A 7,084-nucleotide genomic window follows, 5' to 3' on the forward strand; every position below is an offset into this window, starting at 1 on the left:
TATTTATCATTTAGCTACAGCAACCTGTTTGTTGTTCTGGCTACTTCGTGATACTATCGCTTTAGTTTATTTATTTGAAAGGGTTGATAAAGATGCCTGAGACATTTAAAGCATATTATGCAGAAAAAGAAGGCAAAGAAATCCATACTGAACTTAAAGATTTACCCATGGATACAATAGATGAAGGAAATGTATTAATCAAAGTTGCTTACTCCAGCATCAACTATAAAGATGCGCTAGCAGCTAAAAAAGGTGCGGGAGTCGTTAAAAACTATCCGATTATTCCAGGTATAGATTTAGCAGGTACAGTTGTAGAGTCTGAGACTTCTACTTATAAAGAAGGCGATCAAGTTATTGTGACAAGCTATGATCTAGGTGTATCTCATCATGGAGGACTTAGTGAATACGCACGTGTCAAAGAAGAATGGATTGTACCGCTTCCTAAAGACTTAACATTAGAAGAAGCCATGATTTACGGTACTGCGGGCTATACTGCAGCATTAGCCATCCAAAAATTAGAAGACAATGGCTTAACAGTAGAAGGTTCACCTGTACTGGTACGTGGCGCCAGTGGCGGTGTCGGCAGTTTATCTGTCATGATGCTAAGTAATATCGGTTATAAAGTCATCGCAAGCACAGGCAATAAACAAAATGCAGACTATTTGAAATCTATCGGCGCAACAGATGTGGTCCCACGTGTCGAAGATACCTCAGACAAACCATTAGACAAAAGAGAATGGCAAGCAGTGATTGATCCTGTCGGCGGCAAACATGTCGGTGACATTGTGAAACGACTGCAAAATAGAGGCAGTATTGCGTTAATCGGCAATACAGCAGGTCTGGCATTTGAGACGACAGTCTTACCATTCATTTTACGTGGTAACAGTATTTTAGGTGTGGATTCAGCAGAAACACCTATGAAAGTCCGCAAACAAATTTGGCGCAGATTAGCTACTGACTTAAAACCAGAAGCACTGCACTCTATTAAACAAGTCATTGATTTCAATGACGTGCTAGAAGCAATGGATAATTTATTAAATAATCATAGTGCTGGTCGTTATCTCGTGAAGATTAACGAAAAATAATTTAAATACTCAATCAGACAACTCTTATTTTGGAGTTGTCTTTTTTTACTAAAATGGTAATTACATTTAATTCTATTTTGCTTTATTGTACTAATGAAAATATATTGATATTTACTTTAATTTTATGAAAGCGTATACTGAATTTACGATAAAAATAACCAGGAGGACTCATAATGAGTAAAACGTTTAACAAAAACCTCATCTTTTTCATTGGTGCACTAGGCGGATTACTATATGGCTATGATATGGGTATTATTTCAGGTGCCCTGCTTTATATTCCAGATGAAATCCCGCTAAACGGTACCACACAAGGACTTGTCGTTTCATCAATGTTGATTGGTGCAATCTTCGGTTCAGGTTTAAGTGGACCTTCATCCGATAAATTAGGTCGACGTCGCGTCGTCTTTATTATCGCAATTATTTACATAGTAGGTGCATTAGCTCTAGCACTTGCGCCTAACTTAACTATGTTAGTCATCGGTCGTTTAGTAATTGGTTTAGCAGTCGGCGGTTCAACAGCTATTGTGCCAGTTTATCTATCCGAAATGGCACCGACAGAATCACGTGGTTCTTTAAGTTCATTAAACCAATTAATGATTACAATCGGTATTTTAGCATCATACTTAACAAGTTACGCTTTCGCAGGTGTCGAAGGCTGGAGATGGATGTTAGGACTTGCGGTTGTCCCTTCTGTCATCTTATTAGTCGGTGTTATCTTTATGCCGGAAAGTCCAAGATGGCTGCTTGAACATCGCGGTGAAAATGCGGCACGTAAAGTAATGGCTTTAACGTTCCCTAAAAATGAGATTGATCATGAAATCTCAGAAATGAAAGAAATCAATGCGATTTCAGAAAGTACATGGAAAGTATTAAACTCACCATGGTTACGTCCAACGATTATCATCGGTTGTGTCTTCGCATTGTTCCAACAAATCATCGGTATTAACGCAATTATTTACTACGCACCGACTATTTTTGTTAAAGCAGGTTTAGGTGACTCTGCTTCTATCTTAGGTTCAGTCGGTATCGGTACAGTCAACGTACTTGTGACAATTGTAGCGATTATGATTATTGATAAAGTAGACCGTAAAAAATTATTAATTATCGGTAATATCGGTATGGTCGCATCATTAGTCATTATGGCATTACTGATTTGGATCATGGGTATTCAATCAGCAGCTTGGATCAGCATTGTTTGTCTTACAATCTTTATTATTTTCTTCGGCTTCTCTTGGGGCCCTGTACTTTGGGTCATGTTGCCGGAATTATTCCCAATGCGTGCACGTGGTGCCGCAACAGGGATCGCTGCTTTAACACTTTCAATCGGAAGTTTAGCAGTCGCACAATTCTTCCCAATGTTAACTGATGTCTTACCAACACATGGTGTCTTCTTAATCTTCGCAGTAATTGGTGTGTTTGCTTTATTCTTCGTAGCAAAATACTTACCAGAAACTCGCGGACGCAGCTTGGAAGAAATTGAAGCAGAATTACGTGAACGTACTTCAGCTACAACACCAGATTTAAATAAATAGATATAAACATTTAAAGGGATGTCCTCTCACGTTCGAGAAGACATCCCTTTTCTACTGTTATGATTCATTATATTGTTTGATAATTTCTTTGTTTTCTTCTTTAAATGCCTCGTTATGACTTGAGACATAACCCTCTTTCGCTGCCTCTGGTTCAATATATTGTTTTGCGAGGTTTGCGGCGTTCCCTGCATCACTAAAGGCACTCGCAATTAAGTGTGCTTTGGCATCATGATGAATAATATCACCACAAGCGAAAATACCCGCTTCACTCGTTTGTGCGTTACCTTGTCCTTTAATTTGATAATCATTCATCATTTCTAGTTTAGTTGAAGCATCTTCTAACAATGGATTTTCAATATCAAAGCCATGACTGATAATGACATCATCGACTTCTAAAGTTTCCGCTTCTCCTGTCGCGCTATTTTCAATGACTACTGAAGCAATATTCTCTTGTGCTTCATCCCCGATCAACGCAGTGATTTGACTATTTGGATGTTGAATCACACCAAATGTTGCGAGCTTATCTTGCATCGCTTCAAAGCCTTTTAACTGATCCTTACGATATATCAAATGTACACTTTCTGCATATGGCGCTATTTCACACGCCCAATCTATCGCAGAATTGCCAGAGCCGGAAATTAATACACGTTTATTTCTAAAGCGTGATAATTTTTGTACCACATAATGCAAGTTTGAGATTTGATAACGACTCGCATCTTTAATATCTAAGGGTTTCGGATGGATAATTCCTCCACCAATAGCAATAATGACTGCTTTAGATTCATATACATTGCCTTGATCTGTTGTCACTTCAAAATGACGTTCTGCAACTTTATGAATATCCATCACACGCTCTTGTAAGCGTACTTCTGGATTGAAATGCAGGCCTTGATCAATAATATCTTTCGTAATTTCAAAACAAGGTTTCGGTGCGACACCACCGATATCCCAAATGATTTTTTCAGGATATAAACACATCTTGCCACCTAACTCTTGTTGTACATCTATTAAACGCACACTCATGCCGCGCATACCTGCATAAAAGCTTGCGTATAAACCGGCAGGTCCTCCGCCGATAATAGTTAAATCTTTCATAGTTATGCTTGCCTCCTAGTTTTTCTCTGTGCTGCATAATCATTAATTGAAAATTGTTCTCACTTATATTTTACATGATTTAGTTGTATGAGGAAAACTTTAGCTATAAAAAAAGAGACACAACACAAATAGTCGTATCTCTTTTAAAAATAAAGATTAGAGTTTTTTATTTTGGTTGGTTTGTCCTTCAATAGGATGTGTTAAAATTGCTTTTTTCAATAGGAAGAACAAGATAATAAAACCGGCTGATAACGTCATGTGACCTAGTCCTGCAATTCCAGCAATACCTGGTGAAACACTTGCGCCAGTCACTTGCATTGTCCCTTTAATGCCTTGTAGTGCGACTGTCACAATCAAGCCGATATTATAAACATAATAGAACCAGTTAAATAAGTAGTATTTACTGATTGAGAACAGTTTTTCAAAGACTAATAAGATTAGGAACATAAACATACCAAGCATTAGTATGTGTGTATGCACAATCGCAAGTTGTGTTTTGCCTGTAAACTCAAAGGCTTTTGTCAATTCACGATAATAAACACCTGATAATAAGCCTATAATTGTATAAGTTAAAAATGTATACAGAATTCTACGCATACCTAAAAACCCTCCTTTTTGCATCACTCATTATTATAACTGACAGCAACGCTTTCAGAAAGTATCGCGTTATTATTCACGAATTATACACAACTAGAATTCTTTATCTTCTTCATTTAAGGTATTTAGATTATCTTTCATTTTAAATAATATCTCTTTTAATGCCGCTTGGTCAGCTTTTGGAATGTCTAAAAATAAAGTAGATTCCACTTCATCTAAGATTTCAATAATTTCTCTGACATCTTTTTTTGCGACTGCAGTTAAGACGACATCTTTTTTACGTGTATCATTTTTATCACTGATACGTTCTATTAAGTTTTTATTTTCTAAACTTCTCAATGCGCTGCTCACTGTTGGGCCTTTACGATTAAAAATATGAATTAAATCATTTTGCGGAATGACGCCTGTGTCACTTTCAAAAATATAACGTAACGTTTGCGCTTGTTCTAACGTAATATCGTATACACCTAACAATTGGTCAGCTTTTACTTTCATTTCATTTGTAATCATACGTAATAAGTATTGGATTGTCGTTGCCATGTGTCGCATCTCTCCTTATTTAGACTACACAAATCATTAAATTATGGTACTATAATTAAGCACATATCAAATAAATCGAGCAAAGCGTTCTCTATAGTTTTAACTTAAACGATAGATGTTAAACCTTGCATGTTTGATTTACACACAGAAAGGAAGCTTCAGAATGATTACAGCTTATAAACATAATGTTCATCAAGATATTCATACCACTTCCTTAGAGGAAGCTTTATGGATTAATATTACCGAGCCCTCGAGAGAAGAAGTAGAATCTTTGATTGAGCGCTTTAATATTCCAGAAGACTTCTTAAAAGACCCCTTGGATGCGGATGAAAGCGCACGTGTCGAATTTGATGACGAAACAGGTTATTCTTTAATCATCATCGACTTTCCAATCGTCAATAATACGAACAATAAAATTATTTCGTTTATGACAATTCCACTGGGTATTATTATCGGACACAGACGCATTATGACGATTTGCGATCATGAAGTTGATTTCTTAGATCACTTTGCGAAATCTAGTCAAAATCTGCATTATCGCAGTCAATTTGCGTTGAATATCTTATTAACCATTTCAAACCACTACAACCGTAATTTGCGTTTATTGAATAAATCAAGATTACGCATCGAACGTGAATTGAAGAAAAAAGTAACGAACAAACAACTTTATAACTTGATGGAAGTTGAAAAGAGTTTGGTTTATTTCTTAGCTGCATTGAAAGGTAATGAAGATGTCTTCAATAAACTTTTCAAACTGCCGCCGATTAAACGTTTCGAAGAAGATGAAGACTTGATTGAAGATTTATTTGTCGAAACAAACCAAGCCATTGAAACAACAGAGTTGCATACACGTATCTTAGAAAGTATCACGACTTCATATGAATCTCTGCTTTCAAATGATATGAACAATATCATGAAGACTTTAACACTCTTTACAGTCTTCTTGACGTTACCGACTTTAGTATTCAGTTTCTTCGGTATGAACGTACCGCTTCCGCTTAACGATCATAGCCCGACTTCTTGGATTGCGACACTCGGTATCTCTATGATTATCGTTGCGATTGTCTTTTTACTTTTATGGCGCAAAGGCAAAATCTGACCTAGTTTCAAACTAAAAGATAGACATCATGTATCAAAGTAATCATTATTTTGATACATGATGTCTATTTTATTTATATTGACGTATATGCGGTGGCTGATAGTCTCTCAAAAAGGCTGCTAATGTTTCAAAATCATTTGTGAATAAAATCAAATCTCTGTCTGCCTGACTTAAAAAACCTTCCTCAACCATTTGGTCATAAAACGCTTCGATTTTGTCATAATAACCATTCACGTTCCAAAAGATACATGGATTAGCATTTTGACCGATTCTTGCCCAAGAAACCATTTCCGTAATTTCTTCTAACGTTCCTGGTCCCCCAGGTAAAGCTAAACAAGCATCTCCTTTATCTAACATAGCTGCTTTACGCTCAGCCATGGTATCAACAATTATCAATTCATCTAAACCTTGATGTGCAATTTCTTTTTCCTCTAAGAATTTCGGCATGACACCTACCACATGGCCTTGATGTTGTTTAACCGTATCTGCGAGATGTCCCATCAAACCGACATTGCCGCCGCCATAGACTAAGCCATAATTGTGTTGTGCCATCCATGTACCTAACGCTTCTGCCGCCTTTAAATACACTGGATTTTGTCCTGTGCTTGCACCGCAATAAACAATTATATGCATCGTGCTCTCTCCTTTTGACTAAGTTACACTTCATTATAACAAATATAACCATGTTGTTATTCATTGCTTTTTTTATCATTTTTCGGTATATCTATTAACAGAGAAAGAAAGGAGTTTCACACATATGAAAAAGAATGGCAAAACATTAGGTATATCACTGATTGCACTTCTAACAATCGCATGTATCGTATTAGTTATTATGATCTTTGCTTCTGGCGAAAAAGAAACATATTACGGGATTATGAAAGATAATCAAACGGTTGAAAAAATGATCAGTGAAAAAGATAATCACATTGAGAAGAATGTTAAAGTTGATTCTGACGATCAATTTAAGCCTAAAAAAGGCGACTTTGTGGTACTTGTTAAAAAAGTAGGTACTGATGAGTTCAGTAAGAAAAAAGTGGTAGAACACGATGATATTCCACATGGTTTAATGATGAAGATTCATGATATGCATCATTAAGCATACGAAGGGGCTGGGACATAAATACAGTCCAAAATAA

The 7,084-nt window shown here is 36.4% G+C and carries 8 protein-coding genes; 4 read left to right on the plus strand and 4 right to left on the minus strand.

Features of this window, described 5'->3' with window-relative positions; translation table 11 throughout:
- Positions 1-92: 92 nt before the first annotated feature.
- Complete coding sequence (locus tag HMPREF3270_RS06750; protein WP_070847917.1) at positions 93-1,085, plus strand: acrylyl-CoA reductase family protein; 993 nt, start codon at positions 93-95, stop codon at positions 1,083-1,085.
- A 173-nt stretch (positions 1,086-1,258) separates the two neighbouring features.
- Complete coding sequence (locus HMPREF3270_RS06755) at positions 1,259-2,617, plus strand: glucose transporter GlcP (protein WP_002479708.1); 1,359 nt, start codon at positions 1,259-1,261, stop codon at positions 2,615-2,617.
- A 57-nt stretch (positions 2,618-2,674) separates the two neighbouring features.
- Here HMPREF3270_RS06755 and HMPREF3270_RS06760 read toward each other — a convergent pair whose 3' ends face one another.
- The 3 genes from HMPREF3270_RS06760 to HMPREF3270_RS06770 all read right to left on the minus strand — a co-directional run bounded on the left by HMPREF3270_RS06760 (position 2,675) and on the right by HMPREF3270_RS06770 (position 4,849).
- On the minus strand, positions 2,675-3,712 hold the full coding sequence (locus tag HMPREF3270_RS06760) for an NAD(P)/FAD-dependent oxidoreductase (protein WP_002479709.1): 1,038 nt from the start codon (positions 3,710-3,712) through the stop codon (positions 2,675-2,677).
- A gap of 156 nt (positions 3,713-3,868) precedes the next feature.
- Positions 3,869-4,309: a DUF2871 domain-containing protein gene (locus tag HMPREF3270_RS06765; RefSeq protein ID WP_002479710.1), complete on the minus strand. Its 441-nt coding sequence runs from the start codon at positions 4,307-4,309 to the stop codon at positions 3,869-3,871.
- Between the two features lie 93 nt (positions 4,310-4,402).
- A complete protein-coding gene (locus tag HMPREF3270_RS06770) occupies positions 4,403-4,849 on the minus strand; it encodes a MarR family winged helix-turn-helix transcriptional regulator (RefSeq protein WP_002479711.1) in 447 nt (148 codons plus the stop codon).
- Between the two features lie 163 nt (positions 4,850-5,012).
- Between HMPREF3270_RS06770 and HMPREF3270_RS06775 the strand changes: the two genes are divergently transcribed.
- On the plus strand, positions 5,013-5,948 hold the full coding sequence (locus tag HMPREF3270_RS06775; protein ID WP_002479712.1) for a magnesium transporter CorA family protein: 936 nt from the start codon (positions 5,013-5,015) through the stop codon (positions 5,946-5,948).
- 69 nt (positions 5,949-6,017) lie between these two features.
- Here HMPREF3270_RS06775 and HMPREF3270_RS06780 read toward each other — a convergent pair whose 3' ends face one another.
- On the minus strand, positions 6,018-6,581 hold the full coding sequence (locus HMPREF3270_RS06780) for an LOG family protein (protein ID WP_002479713.1): 564 nt from the start codon (positions 6,579-6,581) through the stop codon (positions 6,018-6,020).
- 124 nt (positions 6,582-6,705) lie between these two features.
- Here HMPREF3270_RS06780 and HMPREF3270_RS06785 point away from each other — a divergent pair, with 124 nt between their 5' ends.
- Positions 6,706-7,044: a DUF4889 domain-containing protein gene (locus HMPREF3270_RS06785; RefSeq protein WP_002479714.1), complete on the plus strand. Its 339-nt coding sequence runs from the start codon at positions 6,706-6,708 to the stop codon at positions 7,042-7,044.
- Positions 7,045-7,084 lie beyond the last annotated feature (40 nt).

It is taken from the genome of Staphylococcus sp. HMSC65H10 (assembly GCF_001839185.1).
GTDB lineage: Bacteria > Bacillota > Bacilli > Staphylococcales > Staphylococcaceae > Staphylococcus > Staphylococcus simulans.